Source organism: Bacillus sp. FSL K6-1560 (genome assembly GCF_038592935.1).
Lineage (GTDB): Bacteria > Bacillota > Bacilli > Bacillales > Bacillaceae > Bacillus > Bacillus subtilis.
Genome location: NZ_CP151946.1, coordinates 2,515,206 through 2,537,108 on the forward strand (window position 1 = coordinate 2,515,206; position 21,903 = coordinate 2,537,108).

A 21,903-nucleotide genomic window follows, 5' to 3' on the forward strand; every position below is an offset into this window, starting at 1 on the left:
TAAATCGAAAAATTCAATATACTTTTTGTTTTGTTTTATATACGTAAGCCAGAATTTCTGCTAAAACTTTAAAAAATTCTTCCGGCACTGCCTGGTCAATTTCCACCTGATCATATAACGCACGGGCAAGCGGTCTGTTTTCTACCATCATGACATCATGCTCTTTAGCAATTTTCCTGATTTTTAACGCCAGGTGGTCGACACCTTTTGCAACAATATAAGGAGCGTCCATTTTTTCTTCATCATATTTCAAAGCAATCGCATAGTGAGTCGGGTTTGTGATAATGACATCTGCTTTTGGAACTTCCTGCATCATCCGCCTCATCGCCATTTCCCGCTGTCTTTGTTTAATTTTAGACTTAATAATCGGGTCACCTTCAGATTTTTTGTACTCGTCTTTTATATCTTGTTTTGACATTTTGATATTTTTCTCATAATCAAATCTCTGATATAAATAGTCAAGACCAGCAAGAATCAACAATGCACCTGCACCGCTTAGTCCCATCCACAAAGTGAGTTTTGAAACGAAAGATAGTGCCTCTTCGGGTGTCAGGAGAGGAAGCCGGAGAATTTCTCCATAATGCAGCCAAAGCACAGCAAAAGCCGCAAAACCGACGACTACGATTTTCAAAATTGATTTAATCAGCTCTACAATCGCCCTCATACTGTATATTCGTTTAAAGCCTTTGATCGGATCCAGTTTTTCAAGCTTAGGCTGTATCACTTCAGCAGAAAATAAGAACCCAACCTGCATATAGTTGCTTACGACTCCTGCAACAAGAGCAACAAGCAAAATCGGTGCGAGTATTATGCCCATATCCTTTAATAAGCTGACAAACAATGTATGCACATTTGATTCTGAGAGCTTCATTGTGAGCGATTCGGTATAAAATGTTTCTATGAATGACAGCAGCCTGTCTCTCATATACGGACCAATTGCAATAAGCGAAAGGAATATTACCAGTAAAGAAACGGCGGTATTGACATCCGAGCTTTTGGCTACCTGCCCTTTTTTTCGCGTATCCTTCCGTTTTTTCGGAGTTGCTTTTTCTGTCTTCTCTCCCGCAAAAAACTGCAGGTCAACTCTAAGCTTCATTAAGAAACACCGACCAATGCTAAAAGATTCCGCATCGTTTCAATCGTTAAACTGAAAACATTCCGGACAACGACGAAGATAACGGACATACATACAATGAGCATGATGAAACTGACAGCGATCTTTAAAGGCAGACCGACCACAAATACATTTAACTGCGGAACAGTTCGAGCCACGATGCCTAATGCTAAATCAACTAGAAACAAGCTGGCCACAACCGGCGCTGACATTTGAAAAGCGATAATAAACATTGCATTAAAGCTTTTCGCAATAAAATAGGCAAACTTTTCATCGCCGAAATTCGGAAATGCCTGATCAACTGAAATATACTGAAAGCTGTAGTAAATACCATCCAGCAACAAATGGTGGGCATTGACACTCAGCATAAACAAAAGTGCCATCGTATAGATAAACTGGCCAATCAACGGACTTTGTGCACCGGTTTGCGGATCAATAACGTTTGCTATTGAAAATCCCATTTGAAAATCAATAAACGAGCCGGCAATCTGCACTGCGGCAATCATCATATAAGCAATTAAACCCAGACATAGGCCGACCAAAGCTTCTTTAAACGCCAAAAGCATATAGTGCTCATCTATCTCCAAAGAGGGCGGTTTATCAATGGTGCTGAAACAAATGACCGCAAGAAAAAAAGCAAAACCTATGCGATGAACAGCTGGCACATTTCGATGTCCAAATAGCGGAATTGTTACAAAAAAAGCAGAGATTCTAATAAAAACCAATAAAAAAGCAGGAAATAAGTCAATAATTGAATTCATCTCTACATTACCCTGCAAAACGATTTAAATTAGAAAACAGCTCTGTTGTAAATGAAAGAATCGTCGACAGCATCCACGGACCAAAAAAAATGAGAGCCAGGAGAACCGCCACGATTTTCGGAATAAACGCCAAAGTCTGTTCCTGGATTTGAGTTGTCGCCTGAAATATGCTGACAATTAAACCGACCAGTAAAGCAATAGCCAATAATGGCCCGCTGATCATCAGCGTTACGTATACGGCTTTTTCCGCCATAGAAATTACAAATTCTGAACTCACGTTTAGCACCTACCCTAAAAGCTCTGAAGCAAAGATTTCACAATTAAATACCAGCCGTCTACCAAAACAAAAAGTAATATTTTAAAGGGCAGAGAAATCATAACTGGGGGCAGCATCATCATTCCCATTGACATCAAGACGCTCGCCACTACCATATCTATAATTAAAAAAGGGATAAAAATCATAAAACCTATTTGAAATGCTGTTTTAAGCTCCGATATGGCAAAAGCCGGAACCATTGTTGTTAACGGAATATCCTTTAATGATTCAGGTTTATCCATTTTCGCGTAATTCATAAACAGCGCCAGATCCTTCTGCCTTGTGTGTTTACTCATAAATTCTTTAATCGGTTCCTCAGCTTTCGTATACGCTTCATCCAAGCTGATTTTGTTGTCCATTAATGGGGTCAGCGCTTCTTTATTAATTTCTGAAAAAGTAGGAGCCATAATAAAAAATGTTAAAAACAGCGCAAGCCCGATTAGAACCTGGTTTGGGGGCATAGATTGCGTCGCAAGTGAAGTTCTGACAAATGACAGAACAATGACGATGCGAGTAAAACAAGTCATAAGAATCAATATTCCAGGCGCCACTGAAAATACAGTTAACAATAATAGTAATTTAACAGTCGAACTTACGTTTTCCGGATCGCTTGAACTGAAAATATTTATAAACTCATTCATGATGACGTGGGCCTTTCTTCTTTCCTTCAGAACGGTTTTGTTTTAACTCTTCAAGTTGCTCTTTTAATGCTTTTGAAAATGAAGGCAGTTTTTGCTGCGGCTGATGTTCAGAACTCTTAAGCGGCTTCACAAACTTTTGCCACTCTATTTTGCTTGACATTGCCTCTTCATGCTGACTGAGAATGACTTCAATCTCTTTTTCATCCTCAATTTCTTTCAGTAGCTGGATCGTCTCTCCTACACCGACGACGAGCACACTTTTCCCAACCTTGATCAATTGTATGGATCTGTTCTGGCCGACCGATGTGCCGCCAATATTTTCAACATATTGAAAAGGCTTTAGGAGCCGATTTCTTTTGTTCATGAGCTTAACCAGCCCGTAAATCAGCACGATAACAAACAATAAAGCGAAAATCATCTTTACAAAATCAAAAGCTGAGACAGAAGGAGCAGCCGCTCCCTCCGTCTCATCAGCAGTTTTTGTTGTTTTTTCTTTCTTTTGCTCTGATTGATCTGCAGTTTTTTCATCTTTCTTTTGAAACCATTCGTTTACAGTTGAATTATCAGAGTCTGCCGCGGCAGCAGCAATCGGATGTACACTCAATAAAACGAAAAAACAAATAAAAACGATAAAATATTGACTCTTTTTCAACAGTCGTACACCCTTTAACTTAATGTTTTGTTGATTGCTTCAAGCACACGGTCAGCTTGGAAAGGTTTCACAATGAAATCCTTAGCGCCGGCCTGAATGGCATCAATAACCATTGATTGCTGTCCCATAGCAGAACACATGATGATTCTTGCCTGCGCATCAATTTGTTTAATTTCTTTTAATGCTGTAATACCATCCATTTCTGGCATCGTGATATCCATAGTAACAAGGTCAGGTGAATGCTCTTTATATTTCTCTACCGCTTGTGCTCCATTTTCAGCTTCCGCCACAACTTCAAAACCATTTTTAACTAAAATATCTTTAATCATCATTCTCATAAATGCTGCGTCATCTACAATTAAAATTCTATGTGCCATAATCTATCTCTCTCCTTGTGTTTCGTTATTTTAAATTATTAATGCGCTCTGCCTGGCTTAAAATGTCAGTGACTCTCACTCCGAAGTTTTCTTCAATGACAACGACCTCGCCTTTGGCAACGATACGCTGATTAACTAAAATATCTACAGGCTCACCAGCTAATTTATCAAGCTCGATAATACTTCCGGCAGAAAGCTCTAAAATCTCTTTTACGCTTCTCTTCGTTCTGCCAAGCTCAACAGTAATCGAAAGCGGGATATCCAAAAGCATATCCAGATTATGAATAGGGGCTTGTACAGCTTCGTTTGGATCAAACGCGGAAAATTCCACCGGTGAAACCTGAACTGGCGCTGCTTTTTTTGCTGTTCCCTGCCTTTTTGGCGGCTGCTGCTGTTGCTTCGGTTCAATACGCGGCTCTGGCGTCACAGGCTCTTTCGGCTGTTCGTATGTAACCTCAGGCTGCACCGTTTCTTCTTCCTCTGCACTTTCTGAGTTCATAAGGCTTGAAATTAAATCTTTCGCAAATGTCAATGGGTAAAGCTGCATAATGCTGGAGTCTATTAATTCTCCCACCTTTAAGTTGAAAGAAACTTTCACCAGCATTTCATCATCAGGAATACGGTCTGTACCCTTTTCTTCAGTAACATCCAGCAATTCAACCCGAGGAGGTGAAATATCAATTTTTTTACTGAATACAGTAGACATTGATGTGGCAGCCGATCCCATCATTTGGTTCATTGCTTCTTGAACCGCACTTAAATGGATTTCACCCAGTGAAGGGTCCGCACCTTTTCCGTCTCCCCCGATCATTAAGTCAGCAATGATCGCCGCGTCACTTTGTTCCACGACTAACAGGTTGCTTCCGCTGAAGCCCTCCGTATAATTCACTTCAATCGCTACATACGGTTCAGGAAACGCATCGCTGATTTTACTTCTTGGAATGACCGTTACGCTTGGAGTCGTAATATCGACCTTTTGATTTAAAAGCGTTGAAAGTGCTGTCGCAGAACTGCCGAATGAAATATTACCGATTTCACCGATCGCATCACGCTCCATTTCCGATAAGTCATCTACTTCCGGAACCTCTGGCTCATCAAGCGTGCTGCCAGTACCGTTAAGAAGCGCGTCAATCTCATCTTGAGATAATCTATTATTCTCCATCTTGTTCACCTCTTATGTCGTGATCTAAAATTTGCACTGCCTGTTTTCGATTCACCCGGCCGGCTTGTCCTAAAAATTTCGGCTTATCTCCGACCAATACAGTAAGAGGATCCGTGACTGATTTGTCCAAAGTTATGCAGTCTCCGACTTCTAAACTTAAAAACTCTTCTATCGTCAGTTCAGATGTGCCGAGCTCGGCCACGACAGGTATTTGTGCTGTCATGATACGTTTTTCAAGCGACTTTGTTTCCTCAGGCTTTGGCTCATTTCGGTCTGATTGCATCCAATAGTGGACTGAAAGCTTCGGTATGAGCGGCTCGAGTACGATATGCGGGATACAGAGATTAATGACACCGCTGATTTCACCAATTTGAGTATTGAGCGAGATCACCACGACTGTTTCATTAGGAGATACCATCTGAACAAATTGCGGATTCACTTCAAACTCAGTCATTTCCGGTTCAATATCAGCAATTGACTGCCAAGCTTCTTTATAATTACCCAGTGCATTTTCAAATAAATTAGAAATGATTTTTGTTTCAATTTCTGTCAAACTGTCAACCTTGTTATGACTGATTCCAATCCCGCCCATGACCCGATCCATCATCGTATAAGCTATCGTGGGGTTGACCTCCATCATAATTCTGCCTTCCATCGGATGGACATCAAATAAATTCAGAATCGTCATGTTCGGGATCGATCTGATAAATTCCTCATACGGGACCTGGTCAACAGAACTGACAGATATGTGAATATAGGTTCTGAGCTGAGCAGAAAAATGAGTGGTAAGAAGTCTTGCAAAATTGTCATGAATTCTCGTTAAACTGCGGATCTGATCCTTAGAAAACCGTAGCGCACGTTTGAAATCATAAACCTTGACTTTCTTCTCTTTTTCTTCTTTTTTCAGCTCTTCAGCGTCCATTTCACCTGTTGATATTGCAGAAAGCAGTGCATCTATTTCATTTTGGGAGAGAACTTCTCCTGACATTTTCCTCACCTCCGTATTCTGTCAAATTATGCTTTATTGCAGATTAAAGGAGGTAATATACACTTTCTCTACTTTTCCTTCTTGGAGGTAGCTATTTATTTTATCTTTTAGTTCCTTCTTAAAGGTTTCTTTTCCCTTGTCTCCCTCAATCTGATCAGCATTCGTATCAGCCAGCAGTGATATAACAGCGTCTTTCACTTGGAAATCACGTTTCTCAAGTTCTTCTTTTGATTTATCAGAATCAGTTTCAAGTTTAATAGCAAGACGGATAATGTTATCAGACTTTAAATTTGTTGTGATCTCTTCTACATCAACAGAAGACGCAACGATTTCATCAATACTTTTTTTCGCTTCACTTTTTTCGGACTTTCCGCCTAAAACAAAATAAGCCGCCGCCCCGAGAGCACCAATTACGATAAGAATAATTAGTAATATGATCATTAACTTTTTCTTCATTCCGGTTCCTCTATTCCTTGATCCATTGCAAATATTTGTATTTTTCGGTAGAAAGCTGCGATCTTTTCCAGAACAGCTTCTTCATCTTCTTTTACTACAAACTTCTTACCATTTGACAGAGTAATTGTAGTATCCGGAAAACATTCAATCTGTTCAATAAATAGCGCATTCAGTGTAAAGGGCTGCCCGTTCAAACGGGTTACTTTAATCATAAAACAGCGGAGAAGCGATTACTCGCCTCCCCTCCCTCCTTAACGTTTAAGGTTAACCAGTTCTTGAAGGATTTCATCAGATGTTGTAATAATTTTTGAGTTTGATTGGAATCCGCGCTGGGCTACGATCATTTCAGTAAATTCGTCAGTTAAATCGACGTTAGACATTTCGAGAAACCCCACTTTAAGGGAACCTGTACCGCCATCACCAGGCTGGTTGGCTGCACTGGCCGTACCAGAGTTTAAAGATTCACGGTATAAGTTGCTCCCGATTTTATCCAATCCGTCACTGTTTGCAAAAGTCACAATCCCGATTTGTCCGCCGTCTTGTGATTGACCTCCGGCATCAACGATCGATACCTTACCATCAGAACCGATAGTGAAGCTTTGTGCATCAGTAGGAATTTTAATTGTTCCGCCATTCATATTTAACACATGGTAGCCATCACCTGTAACCAATGTTCCAGTGTTATCTAAATAGAAGTTTCCAGCTCTTGTATAAGCTGTTCCGGCGCCTGTATCAATTCGGAAGTAACCGTCGCCGTCAATTGCTAAATCAAGTGTTCTTCCTGTACTTTGTGTCGCGCTTGTTGAATGAATTGTATCAATTGTGCCAGATGATGAACCTAAACCGATTTGCTTAGAGTTTGTTCCGCCGATTGTTGCACCAGCAGCAGAACCGCCGGCAATCGTTTGGCTTACCATATCTTTAAAGGTCACACGGCTCTTTTTGAATCCTACTGTATTTACGTTGGCAATGTTGTTACCGATTACGTCAAGCTTTGTTTGAAAGTTTTTCATACCGCTGATTCCAGAATAAAGTGAACGTAACATAATATATTCCCCCAGATGTTTTTATTTAGATGATTGTCCCACAGACATGACATTCGCAGGACTGATCTCGGTCCCATCATCAAGAACGAGATAATAATTTCCTTTAAAATGTTTAACAGAGCTTACTGTGCCTGTTTTATCTGTTGCACTTTTACCATCAGTCCAAGATACTTCTTTTCCCATCCAATCAACATACGTTGTAAACGGATCTTGGTTTTCAACGAATTGAGTCATTGTCGTATTCAGATTCATCATTTGCTCCAAGCTTGAAAAAGTCGCCATCTGGCTGATAAATTCTTTATCGTCAATCGGGTTAAGCGGATCTTGGTTTTGAACTTGAGTCATTAATATTTTTAAAAACTCGTCTTTCCCCAAGCTGCTGTTGTTCGTCGACACAGTGTTCGTTTTTTCAGGCAGTTTATATTCTGAACTTATAGAAGTCATTCTTCTTCCTCCATTTCAACCATCGACACTTCATCGAGCAGATCGCCAAAATCATTTGATTGCTTCTTCTGTCTTTGCTGTCTCTGCCCCTCTTGCTGCTGTTTCTGTTCATCAGCAAGCTGGCCGTATATCGGCTGATCCCCGCTTTGGACCGGAAGAGTAAAACGGTCAATTTGGACGGCCATATTCGGCAATGATTGCTTCAGCTGAGGAAGATGCTGTTCAAGCAATTCTTTTGCTGATTGGCTAGATGCTATGATTTTACTCTGAAACATTCCATTTTCATTTGTCAGCTTGATTGTGACAAATCCTAAATGTTCAGGGTTCAGCCGAATAGTGAAACTTCCCGTCGATCTGCCGAAAGGCGTATATTTCATCTGCTTCCACGCATTAATCACTTGATCAGCCACCGTTTTTGTTTCGGCATTTGGTATATCAGATGACATCTGCTGCAGATCAAGTGTTTGAACTCCTCCTATGCTCCGATGCCCCGAAAACAGCATTTGGAGTCCTGATTTACTATCTACAGGCTGAAAACTTCCAGAAACATCCGATGCATTTTTGCTGGATGAACTCTGCGAAAGCGGTGTGAGAACACGCTTCCCAAAGTCTTGTGATGATTCGGATGATTTCGATAACAAGAAGGCTTTCAGCTGGCTTTCAGCTAGACTCCATTCTTTGGTCCCTTTTTGAGGAAGCATAGACATTTGGTCCATTAAGCTTTGAAAACTTTTCAGCTCTGACACTGTCATGGAGTAAAGTTTTGAACTTGACTCAGCTTTAGTGAATATTTGCTGTTTAAGATCCTGAATGAGTTGTTGAGATACACCCTTTTTTTCTAATGCAGATAGGAATTGATCTCCATTTTGGTAAATGGCATGAGCTTCATTGCCATTCCCGCGATCAGTCAGCTTATTCCCTTCTACGAGCTGGCTAATGAACATCTGGATATAGATAAGCTCTTTAGCAGCATCGGATACTTCATTTTCCTGATTTGATTGCTCTGTATCCGACTTCAGTGCTCCATTAATGTCAGAAACAGAATCATTGGCATTCCGAGCCGTTTTAGCTTCTGAAAAGATTTTCTCCGTTTCTGTGAGCAATTGATCCGTCCCGTCTGACATTTTTGATTCAACTGCTTGCAAAAGATTTTGCATTATTTGCAGAGCATTCGCATCCAATTGCTTCCCTGTCAGTTTGCTTAATGTTTGCAAAAGATCCGCATTTTGTTTGTCTTGGTCTTCAGGACTTGCATTTAGCCATTCACCGATCTTTTTAAGCGCATCTGCTAAAAGCTGATCTTCGGAATTAGGAGTTCCCTTTCCTTGTTCTGAGAGTTCCTTCAATCCTGCCTCAGAAATAAGCCAGTTTTGAAAAACTCCCCGGCTACTTTTCATGTTTTTAGCGGCAAAACCCGTTGTGGTTTGCAGCAAAGGTCCCGCTAATTCAAGCAGCTTCACCTTTCATTCCCCCTATTCTTGGCTGGCAGCAATTTTTTCTGTATAGGTTGCTGCTTGCTCAGGAGTCATTTTCGCCAATATGTCAGCAAGCTGCTTTTTGCTTAGGCCATTCAATATTTTCAGTGCTTCTTTCTCCTTTAATTGGGCAATAATTTTAGCAGCCTTTCCGCTGTCCATGCTTTTGTACACACTGATCACTTTGTCATTTTCAGATGAAGCTTTCGAGTCTGCTGATCCTTCAGTATGATCTTCTGATGACTTTTTTTGATCCTCAGCTGTCTTTTCAAGTGAACGGATCTTTTGATTGAGCCTATCGATTTCCGATTTACTTGTTTCTAAATCTTTATTCAATATACCGATTTCACTTTTTTGATCCTTAATGGTCTTTTCCAGAGCTGCTGTATTACTGCTATCCTTATTTGATGCTGTGTCTTTTTTATTTTCGGTTTCAGGGACCAATTCTTTAAGAACCGGCGTTTTTGCCGCAGCATCCTGTATCGGCTTTAAGACATTGATACCAGCAGCCCAAAGAACAATCCCCCCTGCGATTAGTAGAAACATCAGCGGGAGGATAATGATAAGCAAAACCGAACGGAACTTACCTGATTCTTTCTTTTTGCCGGACATTACATTCGCTCCTAATGGCCTTGAATCATAAACTGCTTAATCGAAATATCGTCCATTTCTTTCATTTCTGCAGCTTTATCTTCAAGAGCAAACATTTTAAACTGTTTTTCACGCATTTTTTCAAACTTTTTCACTTCAATGTTTTTCTCTGTCAAAATTTCTTGTTTTTGATTCATTTGATTTCTTTTCATAATGACAAGCTTTTGATAGTGATAGATCGTATTATCAAGATTTGAGACAAATTGTTGGTAGTGCCTCATTTCTTGTACACTCATGCCGCTTTTTAATTTCTTTTCCTTATTTTGTTCTAGCAATTCTTTTTTGCTCATATTTTCATATAATTTTTCAGCAACGTTTTCAAATTCAGAAACTGATTGCTGATACTCGGACAAGGATTGGTCTTTTTCATTTTCTTTTAGTTCCAGTAGCTTTTGGAATCTAAATTGATAAGCCACGTTTATTCCTCATTTCCTGTCAAACTAGTTAATACAGCAATGCTTTCTTCCAATAAAGCCGGTTCGTCTGTTCCCTGCTTTAAAAATTGAATAAGCTGCGGATAAAATTGTATCGCTTCATCAATTTCTCTGGATGATCCTCTTTTGTAAGCTCCGATATTAATGAGGTCTTCCGAATTTTGATATGTCGATAAAAGTTCACGGAATTTATTTGCCGCATCCAGATGCTGTTTTGTTGAAATGTTTGACATCACCCTGCTGATGCTTTTTAGTACGTTAACTGCAGGAAACTGGCCTTTATTGGCAAGCGCCCTGTCCAACACAATATGTCCGTCTAAAATTCCGCGTACAGTATCGGCAATCGGCTCATTCATGTCATCCCCGTCTACCAACACTGTATAAAATGCCGTAATGGTTCCATGCTCGTTTGCACCTGTTCGTTCTAGTAAACGAGGTAAAATAGCGAACACTGAAGGTGTATAGCCTTTTGTTGTCGGAGGCTCTCCGGCAGCCAATCCAATCTCTCGCTGCGCCATTGCCACCCTTGTAACAGAATCCATCATAAACATGACATTTTGGCCTTTATCTCGGAAATACTCGGCAATTGCAGTCGCTGTATATGCCGCTTTCAATCTCATTAATGCTGGCTGGTCTGAGGTGGCAACAACTACAATCGATCGTTTCAGCCCCTCTTTCCCAAGATCTTTTTCAATAAACTCCCGAACCTCTCGTCCGCGTTCTCCGACAAGTGCAATGACGTTTAAGTCAGCCTCTGTCTGCTTGGCGATCATCCCCATTAATGTGCTTTTTCCGACACCGCTTCCTGCAAAAATTCCAATCCGCTGGCCTTTCCCGACTGTCAGCAAGCTGTCAATTGATCTGACTCCAACACCCATCTTTTCACGGATAGGCGGTCGTTTCATCGGGTTGGGCGGTGATTGCTCCGTCGATACAGGCGAAAGCCCTTTCGGCAGAAGTTTTCCGTCAAGCGGTTCTCCAAAAGCATCGATGACTTGTCCGATCAGTCCCGTTCCAACTTTAACCCGAAGTGATTCCCCAGTAGCTTCTACAATGCTGCCAGGTGCAATGCTCGCAGCCTCTAAATAAGGCATAAGCAAAATATTTTCTTCCTGGAAGCCGACTACCTCAGCTTTAATGACTTTCCCAGATTGTCCTTTTGCATAAATCAGGCACACGTCGCCAATTGAGCTTGCTGGCCCTTTTGATTCAATCATCAGGCCGATTACCCGCTTGACTTTTCCGTACCGTTTATACGAGTCAGTCATTTCTATACAATCTATCAGACTCTGTGTCTTCATTCAGCTGCACCTGCTTCCAGCGCTGTCAGAAGTTTATCTTTCAATTGCATCAATTGTGTGTCAACACTCGCATCTACCCTGCCAAAAGGAGTTTCAATATAACAGGTTCCTTTTTGAGCTTTTTCATCAGCATATATGCCAAGCCGGCATTCTTTATAAAGAAGCTGCTGGATTTCATCTTTTTGCTGAAAGATTGTCTCATAGTAATATGGATCAACATAAATTGATATATCGTCATATTCCTTCACTTCGTTTATAACCTGTTGTACAAGCAGGAGGAAAGCCTCTTTATCATCAGACTTTTGCTGCCAAACTTTTTTTGCTAGGGCAACGGCAAGCTCAACGATTTCTTCATTAGCGTCTTCAAGCTTGTCCTCAACAGCTTTTCTGGACATTTCAGTTATACTGTTTGCTTGGCCGATCAGTTCGGCATACTGTTTCATTGTCTCAGCTTTGCCCAGCGCTACTCCTTGTTCAAAGCCCTCGGCTTTTGCTTCTTCAATAAGCTTCTGTTTTTCAGCCGCCCAATTGTTTTTCTCCTGTTCAATTTGACGGCGAATATTTTCTATATGACTGTTTGCCTGCTCAGAAATCCGGTCAGCTTCCTCTTTCACTCGGGCCATAAGCGCCTCCGGGTTCTCTTCAGCCTGCAAAAGGTGAGAATGATCAATACGCACCTCTTGTATAGAAAGTTTTCTTTTTTCCTTTTGTGGAGAAATAGATGATTCTTGTTTAATGATATTAGACAATAATATCATCCCCTCCGCCTCTTGCTATCACAATTTCACCGGCTTCTTCAAGCTTTCTGACGATGCTTACAATTCTCGATTGAGCTTCTTCTACATCTTTCAAGCGTACAGGGCCCATAAATTCCATTTCTTCTTTGAAGGTTTCAACCATACGCTGTGACATATTGTTGAATACAATTTCTTTGACTTCCTCGCTTGCAACCTTTAATGAAAGGAGCAAATCGTCGTTCTCAACATCGCGAATGACTCTCTGAATGGCACGGTTATCAAGTGTGACAATATCTTCGAAGACAAACATCCGCTTTTTAATCTCTTCAGCAAGATCGGGATCCTGAATTTCCAATGAATCCAAGATCGTCTTCTCTGTCCCTCTGTCTACCCCGTTTAACACTTCCACAACAGCTTCAATTCCGCCTGTTTGTGTATAATCCTGAGTAAATGCAGAAGATAATTTTTGTTCCAGAATCCGTTCTACCTCATTAATTATTTCTGGAGACGTTCTATCCATGACCGCGATTCTTCTCGCAACCTCAGCCTGTACTTCAGGATTCAGCTCGGATAAAATTTGCCCAGCCTGCACTGGATCTAAATAAGACAAGATTAACGCCATCGTCTGCGGATGCTCTTGCTGGATAAAATTCAAAATTTGTTCAGGCTCCGCTTTTCTGGCAAAATCAAATGGTTTAACCTGCAAAGAAGAAGTCAGCCTGTTTAGAATGTTCTCCGCCTTATCCTCTCCAAGCGCCTTTTCCAGAACTTGTCTTGCATAGCTTAAACCGCCTTGAGAAATATAATCTTGCGCAATGGCTATATTATGAAATTCTTCTATGATTTCATCCTTTTTTTGATGATCGACGCTTCGAACACCTGATATTTCCAGAGTAAGCCTTTCAATTTCTTCATCGGTTAAGTGCTTATAGACAGAAGCTGACACATCTAACCCCAAGGAAATCATGAGAATGGCTGCTTTTTGTTTTCCTGTAAGCTTATCTTGATCACGTCTCGCCATTTCTAATTCCTCCTAATCCTCGGCCAGCCAGCTTCTCAGCAGTTTTGCAAAATCTTCCGGCTTGTCTTTCGCCATCTTTTCAAGCTGTTTTCGTCTGACTGATTCCGCTGTTTCATTTTCCTCTTCGTTGATATCAGGCAAATTGATTGGTTCTTGAGGAACCTCATACTCATATTCCTCAAATTCATCCTCTTGCGCCCGTTTCTTTCTGATAAGCATAATGATCAGAACAATGATCGCTGCGATTAAAACACCGCCTACAATATATGCCCACAGCGGGATACCTGAGGATTCTTCCGTATTTGTATCCAAATTGACTTTTCCGTCGAATGGCTGAACGGAAACAACAATCTTATTATTGATATCAGCATCAGATAAATTCTGATTTTGCGTTTCATCTTTATCCAAAGATGTTCTGACTACAGTTGAAAGGATTTTTTGTATATCATCCTGTCTTTCAGTTGATAGCGACGCAGTGTTTTTGGCATCAGGCGGCTCTACCATTACTTGAATCCCTAAATCTCTGACCTTATAAGGACTTTCAGCGATTTCTTTATGAATTCGGTTAACCTCGTAATTGATTTTGTTGCTGTTTTTTTCGTAGTTCCCGCTTTCGGTATTTTCACCGTCAGCCTTATAATTTGTAACATCTTCCTCGCCGATTCCGGCAGTTCCGCCGTTGGCTGCACCGTCGCCCTGATATGTTTCAGATACCTTTTCAGCGCTGACTGCAATACCTTCCATGTTTTCTTTATCCACAGGTTCGACAATGTCTTCTGTCCGATTTTCTTTTGTGAAATCAATGTCTGCTGTAACGGAGACAACGACTTTATCTTGGCCCATCATCGTACCCAGCAGTGACTGTACATGTTTTTGAATGTCTTTTTCAACTTGAGACTTAATTCCTTGCTGAGAAGAATAACTATCCGCGTAGGACCCTGCATCGCTGTCTGATTTGTCGTAGTATGTAGAATTTTGGTCCATGATGACGATGTTATCTTCTTTTAGGTTTGGCACGCTTTTAGATACCAGATGATATAATCCGTTGATTTGGCTTTGATCAAGTGTATAACCCGGTTGAATCTGCAGAACGATTGATGCAGATGCTGCAGATTGCTCCTCACCGACAAACACAGCGTCTTTCGGGAGATTAATCATTACTTTTGAATTTTTAATGCCGTCCATTTCATTGATCAAGTTTGACAGTTCTGTCTGTGTAGCTTTCACTTTCACCATATCAAACTCATTGTCTGTCAAACCAAAGCCGGCATTCTGTCCAAAAAACGAATAATCAATTGATCCCGTTTTAGGAAGTCCTTCTGCAGCCATCTGCACTTTCAAAGAATCAACCTGATCCTCCGGAACACTAATCACTGTACCGCCATTCGAAAGTTCGTTTGGAACTTTTTTTGCATCCAATTCTTTTTTGATTTGTCCTGCTTCTTCGGCAGACAAATCTTTGTACAGCGGCGCCATTTTAGAATTTGAAGCAAAAACACTAATAATAATTCCAATAATAATAATTGCCGCTAAAGCACTAACCATTAAAATCTTTTGTAGTTTAGATCTATTTTTCCAAAACTCACTCGTTTTGTTTTTCATTTGCATTAGAGTACGATTCATGTTAACCCCCGGTCATTCCACTCTTTCTCTAAATCGTCAGACCCCCTACATTTGCATTCTCATAATCTCCTGATAAGCTTCCACAGCTTTATTGCGGAACTCTGTTGCTGCAGTTAGAGAGATGCTAGCTTTTTGAGCAGCGATCATGACCTCATCAAGATTTACATCTTTTCCTGCAGCCAAGGCATTAGTCATGTTGTCAGAAGCTACTTGGGACTCATTTAACGAACTAATAGAGTTTTTTAAAAGCTCCGAAAAGCTTGTTTGATTTGAAGAATCTGTTTTTTGGCTATTGTTTACTTGATTTGTTGCATTTTGAGTGTTTTGAGTATTTTGAACCTGAAAAGGAGAAATTGCATTAATCACATTCATTCACCTACTTTCCGATTTCTAATGCCTTCATCAGCATTCCCTTTGTAGCATTCATCGCCGTGACATTCGCCTCATATGATCTGGTGCTGCTGACAAGATCAACCATTTCCTTTAATGGATCAACATTAGGCTTTTGTACATATCCTTCAGCGTTTGCATCAGGGTCTGTCGGATCATAGACAAGATTAAAATCCGAATCATCCTCCGTAATTTTTGAAACCTTCACACCGTTTCCAGCACTACCGCTTCCGCTCATTTGAGAATTGAGAATGGAAGAGAACGATTCACCTTTTGACTGAAGGGAGACCATTTTCCTTCTGTAAGGCACCCACTCTCCATTCACCTGCTTAGCTCTTGTCGTATCCATATTTGCTAAGTTAGATGATACAACGTCCATTCTGACTCGCTGAGCTGTTAAAGCCGATGCTGAAACATTTAAGCTATGAAAAGCTGTCATCATTTTCCTCCTGTTAATACGGTCTTCAGCGAATTAAATTTACCGTTCATTCTTTCAACCAAAGCTTGATAGTTGATTTGATTTTGCGCCAATTCTGTCATCTCTTTGTCAACATCAACATTGTTTCCGTTTTGCTGATACGATGTATCTCCGCTCGCAACAATTGAATAATTCGAATCATTATCAGAAAAATCAACATGACGATAGTCTGTTTTTATCGCTTCAAGACGCGAGGATTCTTGATCTAATAAATTTTGGAAAGAGACTTTTTTTGCCTTATAGTTCGGTGTATCTATATTGGCGATATTATTAGTTATGACTTTTTGCTTAATATCCGCTCTACTCAAGGCATTTTCAAGATTTTGTATCGTTCCAGAAAATAAGCTCAAATCCACTTACCTCCATTTCAGTTTTTTTCACCCTCAATATCCTTGTCGAGAATTGTAAAACTATATGCTTATTGTAAGAAATAACAGGCATAAAGTCTATGAAGTTCGTGTAAAAAAATGTCCTCACAATTATCTATTTTACAACTAGGTATAAAGTCCTAGATTGTTAGAACTACATTTCTCGCCTTGATATAAGCCTGAAAATAGCAGAATTTCTGTTTTTTCTCCTTTCTTTTCGGCATTTTTGAAACTTTTTGAAGAAAAATGCAAAATTTATTAAAATTATTACATAGAAAGACTTTCAACCCAGGAAATAAAGCTTATTGATTTCCTTTATTTGAAATAAAAAAAGAACCCTCAAAAAGGGTTCTTTTTGTGATTAATGAGATTTTAGATTTTCTAATTCAATTAAGAATTTGTTGTTTAGCACCTTGATATAAGTACCTTTCATTCCTAATGATCTAGACTCGATAACACCGGCGCTCTCCAGCTTTCTGAGTGCGTTCACAATAACAGAACGGGTAATGCCGACACGGTCAGCAATTTTACTTGCAACAAGAAGACCTTCGTTTCCGTCAAGCTCCTCAAAAATGTGCTCAATTGCTTCAAGCTCACTGTAAGAAAGCGAGCTGATAGCCATTTGTACGACAGCTTTGCTTCTTGCTTCCTCTTCAATTTCTTCTGCTTTTTCTCTTAGGATTTCCATTCCGACAACTGTTGCGCCGTATTCAGCTAGAATTAAGTCATCGTCATTGAATTGATCTTGTAAACGTGAAAGAATAAGTGTTCCTAATCTTTCCCCGCCTCCGATGATCGGCACAATTGTTGTTAAACCAGCTTGGAACAGATCTCTGTTCTCAACAGGGAAAGCAGTATATTCACTATTAATATCCAAGTTAGAAGATGTTTCAGGGACATTAAACAGATTTTTCGTATACTCTTCAGGGAATTGACGATCCTCAAGCATTTTTTTCATACGATCATTTTCAATTTGCTGGTTAATAGAATACCCAAGGAGTTTCCCTCTGCGGCTTACAACGAAAATATTGGAATCAATTACATCCCGCAGCGTCTCCGCCATTTCCTTGAAGTTTACCGGTTTCCCTGCCGCAGCTTGCAGCATGGAGTTAATAATTCTTGTTTTTTGTAATAAAGCCATGATAAATAATCCTCCTAAACATTCCTCATATTAAATTTTTCACAATATAAATTGACTTAAATCTTTGTTTTTGGCTATCGTTCCGAGCTTTTCTTCGACATACTGAGGTGTAATCGTTATTTTCTCCATCGTTACATCTGGAGCTTCAAACGACAAATCTTCTAATAGGCGTTCAAGTATTGTATGAAGGCGTCTCGCACCGATATTATCTGTGTCCTGGTTCACATGATAAGCAACTTCAGCAATCTTATGAATAGCTTCGTCAGAAAATTCAAGAGATATACCTTCTGTCTGCAATAATGCCTGATATTGTTTCAGCAGCGCATTATCCGGCTCAACCAAAATTCTCACGAAGTCGTCTACCGTGAGTTTGTTCAGTTCTACACGAATCGGGAAACGCCCCTGCAGCTCAGGAATCAAATCAGACGGTTTGGCCATATGAAACGCTCCTGCTGCAATAAATAATACATGGTCTGTTTTTACAGAACCATATTTTGTGACAACGGTTGAGCCCTCAACAATCGGCAGGATATCCCGCTGAACGCCTTCTCTTGAAACATCGGCAGAAGAAGATGCACCGCCGTTCTTTGCGATTTTATCAATCTCATCGATAAAGATAATCCCGCTCTCTTCTGCTCTCTGAACAGCTTCCTGGCTGACTTCATCCATATCGATGAGTTTGCTTGCTTCTTCATTCGTCAGGACTTTTCTGGCTTCTCTGACTGTCATTTTGCGCCGTTTCTTTTTCTTTGGCATTAATCCGCTCAGCGCATCCTGCATGTTCATACCCATCTGCTCCATACCCGAGCCCTGCAGCATGTCAAACATAGAAGGCTGCTGCTCTTCGACTTCTACTGTTACATAGTAGTCTTCGAGCTCTCCTAAAGCCAGCTGATGTGCCATTCGTTTTCTTTTTTCTTCGATGTTTGCTTCTTCCTGGCTCTCCGCCTCATCTTCACCATTCGGCTGGCTGCCTCCAAAAAACATTTCAAACGGATTTTTAACGCCAGATTGTTTTTTCTTCCCGGGAACTAACAGACGAACAATGCGTTTATTTGCATTTTCTTCTGCCTGTTCCTTTACTTCATTCATTTTCTCTTCTTTGATAAGCCGAACAGAAGTCTCCACAAGATCTCTGACCATTGATTCAACATCTCTGCCTACATAGCCGACTTCGGTAAATTTAGTAGCTTCAATTTTGATAAATGGCGCACCTGAAAGCTTAGCGATTCGTCTGGCAATTTCAGTTTTCCCGACGCCGGTAGGACCCATCATTAAAATGTTTTTCGGAACGACCTCGTCCTTCAGCTTTTCATCCAGAAGACTTCTTCTATAGCGGTTTCTTAATGCCACGGCGACAGCTTTTTTCGCATTTTGCTGACCGACAATATATTGGTCTAACCGATCTACAATCTGTCTAGGAGTTAACGGTTTTTTTTCCATGCGCCTCAAGTCCTTTCTATTCAAGCTCTTCCAGTATGATTTGATCGTTCGTGTAAACACAAATTTCGCCTGCTGTTTCTAACGCGGCTCTGGCAATCTCACTTGCAGACATGCTTTCCCCGGCATGCTTTTTCAGAGCTCTTCCCGCTGCCAAAGCGTAATTGCCTCCTGATCCAATCGCGAGAATGCCGTCATCTGGTTCGATCACCTCGCCTGTTCCCGATACGAGAAGCAAAGTATCCTGATTCATAACAATCAGCATGGCTTCGAGCTTTCTTAGCACTTTATCACTGCGCCATTCCTTCGCAAGCTCAACAGCCGCCCGTTTTAAGTTGCCGTTATATTCTTCAAGCTTAGCTTCAAACTTTTCGAATAAAGTGAAAGCGTCTGCAACAGATCCCGCAAAGCCAGCAAGAACTTTGCCGTTAAACAGTTTTCTCACTTTCCGTGCCGTGTGTTTCATGACAACAGCCTGACCAAATGTTACTTGGCCGTCTCCGGACATAGCGCTTCGTCCTTTATGCTGTACGGCAAATATTGTGGTCGCATGAAAAGATGACATAAAGGGCCTCCTTTAATTTTTCTTAAATGCTCTTGGATGGTGAGACATATATGTGTTTCTCAACATTTCCTTCGAAACGTGCGTGTATATCTGTGTAGAAGACAGATTGGAATGCCCGAGCAGTTCTTGAACGCTTCTCAAATCCGCTCCTTCATTTAACAGATGCGAGGCGAACGTATGTCGAAGCATATGCGGATGGATATGTAAAGTGCTTGACGCTTTTTGAACAAGCCCGCTTAAAATATGTCTGATGCCACGGGCTGTAAGCGGTCCGCCTCTTTGATTTACGAATAATAGATCATGAGGTTCTTTTGCCTTCATCAGCAAGCACTGTCTTCCGCTATTCATGTATACCTTCAACGCTTCGCGGGCATAAGACCCAAAGGGGATATAGCGCTGCTTCTTGCCTTTGCCGTGAACAAGCACAGTGTCCATAAATAAATCAACGTCGTTAATAGTTATGGAACAGCATTCACTGACCCTCATTCCGGTGGCATAGAGCAGCTCTAACAGCGCTTGATCCCTCATTCCGGCCGGCTGGCTTATATCTGAAACTTCAAACAGCTCCTCAAGCTCTTTTTGATATAGAAACTTCGGTATCCGTTTCTCCTGTTTTGGCAGATGAACAAGCTGAAACGGATTTTCTTCAATAAGCTTTTCCCGCATCAGAAACTTATAAAAGCTTCTTAATGCAGATATCTTTTTGCTTATTGTTCTTCTCGATAAACCTTTTTCATAGGCTTCTGTCAAAAAAATCCTAGTATCTTGATATGCAGCTTCTTCAAATCCATTTATACCTTGAACGCGCAGGAAAGTCTCGAATTCTTCAATTGAATCCACATAATTCACAATAGTATATTGTGAATAATTTTTTTCAATTTGTAAATATTCAACGAATAACTTTACGAAATTCTTAACATTCTCCATGCCTAATACCTCCCCAGGAAGGGCTTTTAAATGGTATCACAAATCGCGCTCAGGTTGCAATCAATACCTATATTGTTTTCGAAATTGTTTGAATTGTTTCAATCGCACGGTTCGCGTATTGTTCATTTCGTTCTTTTTTATTTTTAATTTTAACTGGCAATTCTTTCAAAAGCCCAAAGTTTGCATTCATCGGCTGGAAGTTCTTCTGGTTTGTTGTTGTAATATAATGTGCCATACTGCCAATTGCTGTTTCCTGAGGGAAGATCACAAGCTCTTCTCCCAATACAAGCTTCGCCGCATTAATGCCTGCTACAAGTCCTGAGGCAGCTGATTCCACATATCCTTCTACTCCCGTCATTTGGCCTGCAAAGAACAGATCACTGCGGTTTTTAAATTGATAAGTCGGCTTTAACAGGCTAGGAGAGTTAATAAATGTGTTTCTATGCATCACGCCATATCTGACGATTTCTACATTTTCAAGTCCTGGAATCAACTTGAGAACTTCCTTTTGGTCTCCCCATTTTAAATGAGTCTGGAATCCTACAATATTATAAAGTGTTCCCGCAGCATCATCCTGTCTGAGCTGAACGACGGCATAAGGGCGTTTTCCTGTAACAGGATGCTCTAGACCAACCGGTTTCATCGGACCGAAAAGCATTGTTTTCTTACCCCGTTTTGCCATGACTTCAATCGGCATGCAGCCTTCAAAGAAAATCTCTTTTTCAAATTCTTTTAACGGCACTGTTTCTGCTGATGTTAATGCTTCATGAAAACGGTCAAACTCTTCTTCTGTCATCGGGCAGTTCAAATATGCTGCTTCACCTTTATCATAACGGGATTTCAGATACACTTTATCCATATCAAGGCTGTCTTTTTCTACAATCGGCGCCGCTGCGTCATAAAAATATAAATAGTCCTCTCCAGTCAGCTCCTTCAGCTGGGCAGACAGCGATTCAGATGTTAACGGACCCGTTGCGATGATAGTAGGGCCTTCAGGAATTTCAGTCACTTCTTCATTAATAACGGTTACGTTTGGATGATTTTTCACCCGATTTGTCACACTTGCGGCAAATTCATGACGGTCTACTGCAAGAGCGCCCCCGGCAGGCACCGAACATTCGTCAGCCGCAGCGATAATAGCTGAATCAAGTGCACGCATTTCTTCCTTTAATACACCGACAGCGTTAGCAAGCGTATTAGAGCGAAGAGAGTTGCTGCAGACAAGCTCTGCAAATTTATCTGTATGGTGCGCAGGCGTTTGTTTAACTGGACGCATTTCATACAATTTGACTTGAATCCCCCGTTTGGCAAGCTGCCATGCTGCTTCACTTCCTGCAAGTCCGGCTCCGATTACATTCACTGTTCGTTGGTTCATCTTTCACATCTCCTAGTTTA

The 21,903-nt window shown here is 40.8% G+C and carries 27 protein-coding genes; all 27 read right to left on the reverse strand.

The annotated features are described in order from the left end of the window. Positions 1 to 13 precede the first annotated feature (13 nt). Positions 14 to 1,096, reverse strand: coding sequence for a flagellar biosynthesis protein FlhB (gene flhB, locus NYE22_RS13465; protein WP_014479790.1), 1,083 nt, complete (start codon positions 1,094 to 1,096; stop codon positions 14 to 16). Continuing rightward, positions 1,096 to 1,875 carry a flagellar biosynthetic protein FliR gene (gene fliR, locus NYE22_RS13470; RefSeq protein ID WP_003245510.1) on the reverse strand — a complete coding sequence of 260 codons (780 nt, stop codon included), beginning with the start codon at positions 1,873 to 1,875 and terminating at the stop codon, positions 1,096 to 1,098. The genes flhB and fliR overlap by 1 nt, the downstream gene beginning before the upstream one ends. 7 nt (positions 1,876 to 1,882) lie before the next feature. Beyond that, positions 1,883 to 2,152: a flagellar biosynthesis protein FliQ gene (fliQ, locus tag NYE22_RS13475; protein WP_003220888.1), complete on the reverse strand. Its 270-nt coding sequence runs from the start codon at positions 2,150 to 2,152 to the stop codon at positions 1,883 to 1,885. A 14-nt stretch (positions 2,153 to 2,166) separates the two neighbouring features. Beyond that, the gene (gene fliP / locus NYE22_RS13480; RefSeq protein ID WP_003245692.1) at positions 2,167 to 2,832 is read right to left on the reverse strand and encodes a flagellar type III secretion system pore protein FliP; all 666 of its coding nucleotides are present in this window, start codon (positions 2,830 to 2,832) and stop codon (positions 2,167 to 2,169) included. Then, complete coding sequence (fliZ, locus tag NYE22_RS13485) at positions 2,825 to 3,484, reverse strand: flagella biosynthesis regulatory protein FliZ (RefSeq protein WP_046160405.1); 660 nt, start codon at positions 3,482 to 3,484, stop codon at positions 2,825 to 2,827. The genes fliP and fliZ overlap by 8 nt, the downstream gene beginning before the upstream one ends. 14 nt (positions 3,485 to 3,498) lie before the next feature. Continuing rightward, positions 3,499 to 3,861, reverse strand: a complete 363-nt coding sequence (cheY, locus tag NYE22_RS13490) for a chemotaxis protein CheY (RefSeq protein ID WP_014476812.1) — start codon at positions 3,859 to 3,861, stop codon at positions 3,499 to 3,501. Between the two features lie 25 nt (positions 3,862 to 3,886). Further along, positions 3,887 to 5,023, reverse strand: coding sequence for a flagellar motor switch phosphatase FliY (fliY, locus tag NYE22_RS13495; RefSeq protein WP_014479788.1), 1,137 nt, complete (start codon positions 5,021 to 5,023; stop codon positions 3,887 to 3,889). Then, positions 5,013 to 6,011: a flagellar motor switch protein FliM gene (gene fliM, locus NYE22_RS13500; protein WP_003220879.1), complete on the reverse strand. Its 999-nt coding sequence runs from the start codon at positions 6,009 to 6,011 to the stop codon at positions 5,013 to 5,015. The genes fliY and fliM overlap by 11 nt, the downstream gene beginning before the upstream one ends. Before the next feature lie 33 nt (positions 6,012 to 6,044). After that, entirely contained in the window at positions 6,045 to 6,467 is a 423-nt protein-coding gene (fliL, locus tag NYE22_RS13505; RefSeq protein ID WP_003231964.1) for a flagellar basal body-associated protein FliL, read from the reverse strand. Next, positions 6,464 to 6,679, reverse strand: coding sequence for a swarming motility protein SwrD (gene swrD / locus NYE22_RS13510; RefSeq protein ID WP_003231966.1), 216 nt, complete (start codon positions 6,677 to 6,679; stop codon positions 6,464 to 6,466). The genes fliL and swrD overlap by 4 nt, the downstream gene beginning before the upstream one ends. Positions 6,680 to 6,718: 39 nt before the next feature. Next, on the reverse strand, positions 6,719 to 7,513 hold the full coding sequence (flgG, locus tag NYE22_RS13515) for a flagellar basal body rod protein FlgG (RefSeq protein ID WP_014476809.1): 795 nt from the start codon (positions 7,511 to 7,513) through the stop codon (positions 6,719 to 6,721). A 21-nt stretch (positions 7,514 to 7,534) separates the two neighbouring features. Next, entirely contained in the window at positions 7,535 to 7,957 is a 423-nt protein-coding gene (gene flgD / locus NYE22_RS13520) for a flagellar hook assembly protein FlgD (RefSeq protein ID WP_003231970.1), read from the reverse strand. After that, complete coding sequence (locus NYE22_RS13525) at positions 7,954 to 9,417, reverse strand: flagellar hook-length control protein FliK (protein WP_342411915.1); 1,464 nt, start codon at positions 9,415 to 9,417, stop codon at positions 7,954 to 7,956. The genes flgD and NYE22_RS13525 overlap by 4 nt, the downstream gene beginning before the upstream one ends. Positions 9,418 to 9,429: 12 nt before the next feature. Next, on the reverse strand, positions 9,430 to 10,044 hold the full coding sequence (locus NYE22_RS13530) for a MotE family protein (protein WP_032725699.1): 615 nt from the start codon (positions 10,042 to 10,044) through the stop codon (positions 9,430 to 9,432). A gap of 11 nt (positions 10,045 to 10,055) precedes the next feature. Next, positions 10,056 to 10,499: a flagellar export protein FliJ gene (gene fliJ, locus NYE22_RS13535; protein WP_003231977.1), complete on the reverse strand. Its 444-nt coding sequence runs from the start codon at positions 10,497 to 10,499 to the stop codon at positions 10,056 to 10,058. 2 nt (positions 10,500 to 10,501) lie between these two features. Continuing rightward, positions 10,502 to 11,818, reverse strand: coding sequence for a flagellar protein export ATPase FliI (gene fliI / locus NYE22_RS13540; protein WP_014479783.1), 1,317 nt, complete (start codon positions 11,816 to 11,818; stop codon positions 10,502 to 10,504). Then, complete coding sequence (fliH, locus tag NYE22_RS13545; protein WP_032725764.1) at positions 11,815 to 12,567, reverse strand: flagellar assembly protein FliH; 753 nt, start codon at positions 12,565 to 12,567, stop codon at positions 11,815 to 11,817. The genes fliI and fliH overlap by 4 nt, the downstream gene beginning before the upstream one ends. Then, positions 12,560 to 13,576 carry a flagellar motor switch protein FliG gene (gene fliG, locus NYE22_RS13550; protein ID WP_003231981.1) on the reverse strand — a complete coding sequence of 339 codons (1,017 nt, stop codon included), beginning with the start codon at positions 13,574 to 13,576 and terminating at the stop codon, positions 12,560 to 12,562. Before fliG ends, fliH begins: the two co-directional genes overlap by 8 nt. A gap of 12 nt (positions 13,577 to 13,588) precedes the next feature. Next, on the reverse strand, positions 13,589 to 15,199 hold the full coding sequence (gene fliF, locus NYE22_RS13555; RefSeq protein ID WP_342411916.1) for a flagellar basal-body MS-ring/collar protein FliF: 1,611 nt from the start codon (positions 15,197 to 15,199) through the stop codon (positions 13,589 to 13,591). Positions 15,200 to 15,244: 45 nt separating this feature from the next. After that, positions 15,245 to 15,565, reverse strand: coding sequence for a flagellar hook-basal body complex protein FliE (gene fliE / locus NYE22_RS13560; RefSeq protein WP_003238544.1), 321 nt, complete (start codon positions 15,563 to 15,565; stop codon positions 15,245 to 15,247). Positions 15,566 to 15,575: 10 nt separating this feature from the next. Further along, entirely contained in the window at positions 15,576 to 16,028 is a 453-nt protein-coding gene (gene flgC, locus NYE22_RS13565) for a flagellar basal body rod protein FlgC (protein ID WP_021479294.1), read from the reverse strand. Further along, a complete protein-coding gene (gene flgB, locus NYE22_RS13570; protein WP_161985995.1) occupies positions 16,028 to 16,417 on the reverse strand; it encodes a flagellar basal body rod protein FlgB in 390 nt (129 codons plus the stop codon). Before flgB ends, flgC begins: the two co-directional genes overlap by 1 nt. 379 nt (positions 16,418 to 16,796) lie before the next feature. Next, positions 16,797 to 17,576, reverse strand: coding sequence for a GTP-sensing pleiotropic transcriptional regulator CodY (gene codY, locus NYE22_RS13575; RefSeq protein WP_003220850.1), 780 nt, complete (start codon positions 17,574 to 17,576; stop codon positions 16,797 to 16,799). 39 nt (positions 17,577 to 17,615) lie between these two features. Then, positions 17,616 to 19,028 (reverse strand): HslU--HslV peptidase ATPase subunit, encoded by a 1,413-nt coding sequence (gene hslU / locus NYE22_RS13580; protein WP_255220399.1) that lies wholly within the window; start codon positions 19,026 to 19,028, stop codon positions 17,616 to 17,618. Between the two features lie 7 nt (positions 19,029 to 19,035). Beyond that, positions 19,036 to 19,581 carry an ATP-dependent protease subunit ClpQ gene (clpQ, locus tag NYE22_RS13585; protein ID WP_003238555.1) on the reverse strand — a complete coding sequence of 182 codons (546 nt, stop codon included), beginning with the start codon at positions 19,579 to 19,581 and terminating at the stop codon, positions 19,036 to 19,038. 12 nt (positions 19,582 to 19,593) lie between these two features. Then, on the reverse strand, positions 19,594 to 20,508 hold the full coding sequence (gene xerC / locus NYE22_RS13590; protein ID WP_161985994.1) for a tyrosine recombinase XerC: 915 nt from the start codon (positions 20,506 to 20,508) through the stop codon (positions 19,594 to 19,596). Positions 20,509 to 20,575: 67 nt separating this feature from the next. Further along, a complete protein-coding gene (gene trmFO / locus NYE22_RS13595; RefSeq protein ID WP_015715883.1) occupies positions 20,576 to 21,883 on the reverse strand; it encodes an FADH(2)-oxidizing methylenetetrahydrofolate--tRNA-(uracil(54)-C(5))-methyltransferase TrmFO in 1,308 nt (435 codons plus the stop codon). Positions 21,884 to 21,903 lie beyond the last annotated feature (20 nt).

Excerpts from the sequence above, each read along its gene's own strand:
- flhB (WP_014479790.1), bottom strand. The coding sequence starts at position 1,096 with ATGAAGCTTAGAGTTGACCTGCAGTTTTTTGCGGGAGAGAAGACAGAA.
- fliR (WP_003245510.1), bottom strand. The coding sequence starts at position 1,875 with ATGAATTCAATTATTGACTTATTTCCTGCTTTTTTATTGGTTTTTATT.
- fliP (WP_003245692.1), bottom strand. The coding sequence starts at position 2,832 with ATGAATGAGTTTATAAATATTTTCAGTTCAAGCGATCCGGAAAACGTA.
- cheY (WP_014476812.1), bottom strand. The coding sequence starts at position 3,861 with ATGGCACATAGAATTTTAATTGTAGATGACGCAGCATTTATGAGAATG.
- fliY (WP_014479788.1), bottom strand. The coding sequence starts at position 5,023 with ATGGAGAATAATAGATTATCTCAAGATGAGATTGACGCGCTTCTTAAC.
- fliM (WP_003220879.1), bottom strand. The coding sequence starts at position 6,011 with ATGTCAGGAGAAGTTCTCTCCCAAAATGAAATAGATGCACTGCTTTCT.
- fliL (WP_003231964.1), bottom strand. The coding sequence starts at position 6,467 with ATGAAGAAAAAGTTAATGATCATATTACTAATTATTCTTATCGTAATT.
- swrD (WP_003231966.1), bottom strand. The coding sequence starts at position 6,679 with ATGATTAAAGTAACCCGTTTGAACGGGCAGCCCTTTACACTGAATGCG.
- flgG (WP_014476809.1), bottom strand. The coding sequence starts at position 7,513 with ATGTTACGTTCACTTTATTCTGGAATCAGCGGTATGAAAAACTTTCAA.
- flgD (WP_003231970.1), bottom strand. The coding sequence starts at position 7,957 with ATGACTTCTATAAGTTCAGAATATAAACTGCCTGAAAAAACGAACACT.
- NYE22_RS13530 (WP_032725699.1), bottom strand. The coding sequence starts at position 10,044 with ATGTCCGGCAAAAAGAAAGAATCAGGTAAGTTCCGTTCGGTTTTGCTT.
- fliI (WP_014479783.1), bottom strand. The coding sequence starts at position 11,818 with ATGAAGACACAGAGTCTGATAGATTGTATAGAAATGACTGACTCGTAT.
- fliG (WP_003231981.1), bottom strand. The coding sequence starts at position 13,576 with ATGGCGAGACGTGATCAAGATAAGCTTACAGGAAAACAAAAAGCAGCC.
- fliF (WP_342411916.1), bottom strand. The coding sequence starts at position 15,199 with ATGAATCGTACTCTAATGCAAATGAAAAACAAAACGAGTGAGTTTTGG.
- flgC (WP_021479294.1), bottom strand. The coding sequence starts at position 16,028 with ATGACAGCTTTTCATAGCTTAAATGTTTCAGCATCGGCTTTAACAGCT.
- codY (WP_003220850.1), bottom strand. The coding sequence starts at position 17,576 with ATGGCTTTATTACAAAAAACAAGAATTATTAACTCCATGCTGCAAGCT.
- clpQ (WP_003238555.1), bottom strand. The coding sequence starts at position 19,581 with ATGTCATCTTTTCATGCGACCACAATATTTGCCGTACAGCATAAAGGA.
- xerC (WP_161985994.1), bottom strand. The coding sequence starts at position 20,508 with ATGGAGAATGTTAAGAATTTCGTAAAGTTATTCGTTGAATATTTACAA.
- trmFO (WP_015715883.1), bottom strand. The coding sequence starts at position 21,883 with ATGAACCAACGAACAGTGAATGTAATCGGAGCCGGACTTGCAGGAAGT.